Below are 2,903 nucleotides of genomic sequence, written 5' to 3' on the forward strand. Positions count from 1 at the left end.
GCGCCCGAATTTTCGTCGATCGCCGTAGCCGTGGCGCCTGAGGTAACTGTCGGGTCTGCTTCGTCCAGGTCGTTGATCGCCAGAGTCACAGCTTGGCTGTCAGTGCGCCCGACTCCGTCGGTGGCTACTACGGTGAAGCTGTAGCTCGACTTCGCCTCGTGATTCGGGTTGCCCGTGAGTGTTACCGCACCAGTGCTCGCATCAATGCTGAAGGCAGCCGCGTCAGTGCCCGCCAGGCTGAATGTGACACCCGCGCTGATGTCGTCGGTGTCGGTCGCAGTGGCGGAGTAGACCACTTGGCCAGCACCAGAGTTTTCGTTGATGGCCGTGGCGGTTGCACCTGAAGTGATCGTGGGATCAGCTTCGTCCAGATCGTTGATCGCTAGCGTGACGGCTTGACTGTCGGTACGTCCGACTCCGTCCGTGGCAACCACCGTCAAGCTGTAGCTGCTCTTGGTTTCGTGGTTCGGGTTGGCGGTCAAGGTCACCGCGCCTGTGCTAGCGTCAATGGTGAACGCGGCGGCATCCGTGCCCGCCAGACTGAATGCGACGCCAGCGCTAACGTCGTCCGTGTCGGTCGCTGTGGCGGTGTAGACGACTTGGCCTGCGCCCGAGTTCTCGTTAATCGCGGTCGCTGTGGCACCGGACGTGATCGTGGGATCCGCTTCGTCCAGATCGTTGATGGCGAGGGACACTGCCTGGCTGTCGGTGCGCCCGACTCCGTCGGTAGCCTCCACCGTGAAGCTGTAGCTCGATTTGCTTTCGTGGTTCGGGTTACCGGTGAGCGTCACCGCGCCAGTGCTCGCGTCAATGCTGAAGGCAGCCGCGTCGGTGCCGGCTAGGTTGAACGTGACACCGGCGCTGATGTCGCCCGTATCGGTGGCGCTCGCCGTGTAGACCACCTGGCCTGCGCCGCTGTTCTCGTCAACGGCCGTGGCTGTGGCGCCAGAGGTGACCGTCGGGTCGGCTTCGTCCAAATCGTTGATGGCGAGAGTGACGGCTTGACCGTCAGTACGTCCCACTCCATCCGTGGCTACTACGGTGAAGCTGTAGCTGTTTTTCGTCTCGTGGTTGGGGTTACCAGTTAAGGTCACCGCGCCAGTGCTGGCGTTAATGGTGAACGCAGCCGCGTCGGTTCCAGCTAGGCCGAAGGTGACACCCGCGCTGATGTCGGCCGTGTCGGTCGCTGTGGCGGTGTAAACGACTTGGACTGTGCCGCTGTTTTCGTCGATCGCCGCGGCGGCGGCGCCCGAGGTAATCGTCGGGTCGGCCTCGTCTAGGTCGTTGATGGCCAAAGTCACTGCCTGGCTGTCGGTGCGGCCCACTCCGTCGGTGGCAACCACCGTGAAGCTGTAACTGCTCTTCGTTTCGTGGTTCGGGTTGCCCGTCAGGGTTACCGCGCCCGTGGCAGCGTCGATGGTAAAGGCGGCAGCATCCGTGCCCGCCAGGCTGAAGGTCACGCCGGCGCTCACGTCGTCAGTGTCTGTCGCTGTGGTGGTGTAGACGACTTGCCCCGCGCCCGAGTTCTCGTCAATCGCCGTGGCCGTAGCCCCCGAAGTAATTGTCGGATCGGCCTCGTCCAGGTCGTTGATCGCGAGCGTGACGGCTTGGCTGTCAGTGCGGCCCACTCCGTCGGTAGCGACTACGCTGAAGCTATAGCTGCTCTTGGCTTCGTGGTTCGGGTTACCCGTCAGGGTCACCGCACCGGTGCTGGCGTTAACGGTGAACGCAGCGGCATCCGTGCCCGCCATGCTGAAGGTCACGCCTGTGCTGATGTCGTCCGTGTCGGTCGCTGTGGCGGTGTAAACGACTTGGCCCGCGCCGCTGTTTTCGTCGATGGCCGTGGTCGTGGCGCCTGAGGTAACCGTCGGATCAGCCTCGTCTAGGTCGTTGATCGCCAGAGTAACGGCTTGGCTGTCGGTGCGGCCCACTCCATCAGTGGCTACCACGCTGAAGCTGTAGCTCGATTTACTTTCGTGGTTGGGATTGCCGGTCAGGGTTACCGCACCGGTGGCCGCATCGATGCTGAAGGCGGCCGCATCCGTGCCCGCCAGGCTGAAGGTGACGCCCGCGCTGATGTCACCAGTGTCTGTGGCACTCGCCGTGTAGATCACTTGGCCTGCGCCCGAGTTTTCGTTAATCGCGGTCGCTGTGGCACCGGACGTGATCGTGGGATCCGCTTCGTCCAGATCGTTGATGGCGAGGGACACTGCCTGGCTGTCGGTGCGCCCGACTCCGTCGGTAGCCTCCACCGTGAAGCTGTAGCTCGATTTGCTTTCGTGGTTCGGGTTACCGGTGAGCGTCACCGCGCCAGTGCTCGCGTCAATGCTGAAGGCAGCCGCGTCGGTGCCGGCTAGGCTGAACGTGACACCGGCACTGATGTCGCCCGTATCGGTGGCGCTCGCCGTGTAGACCACCTGGCCTGCGCCGCTGTTCTCGTCAACGGCCGTGGCTGTGGCGCCAGAGGTGACCGTCGGGTCGGCTTCGTCCAAATCGTTGATGGCGAGAGTGACGGCTTGGCCGTCGGTACGCCCCGCCCCGTCGGTGGCAACCACCGTGAAGCTGTAGTTGCTTTTGGCTTCGTGGTTCGGGTTTCCGGTAAGCGTTACCGCGCCCGTGGCCGCGTCGATGGTGAAGGCGGCAGCATCCGTGCCCGCCAGGCTGAAGGTGACGCCCGCGCTGACGTCATCAGTATCGCTGGCGGTCGCACTGTAGACCACTTGGCCTGCGCCCGAATTTTCGTCGATCGCCGTAGCCGTGGCGCCTGAGGTAACTGTCGGGTCTGCTTCGTCCAGGTCGTTGATCGCCAGAGTCACAGCTTGGCTGTCAGTGCGCCCGACTCCGTCGGTGGCTACTACGGTGAAGCTGTAGCTCGACTTCGCCTCGTGATTCGGGTTGCCCGT

General features: G+C 63.5%; 1 protein-coding gene. It reads right to left on the reverse strand.

Translation table 11 applies throughout. From position 1 onward, the window contains the following. Positions 1-2,720: beta strand repeat-containing protein (locus HNE04_RS27740; protein ID WP_207717756.1), on the reverse strand; the 2,720-nt coding region annotated here is incomplete at its 3' end. Positions 2,721-2,903 lie beyond the last annotated feature (183 nt).

Origin of the sequence: Caenimonas soli (assembly GCF_013155545.1) — a bacterium.
In the GTDB taxonomy this organism is placed as follows: Bacteria; Pseudomonadota; Gammaproteobacteria; order Burkholderiales; family Burkholderiaceae_C; genus Ramlibacter; species Ramlibacter soli.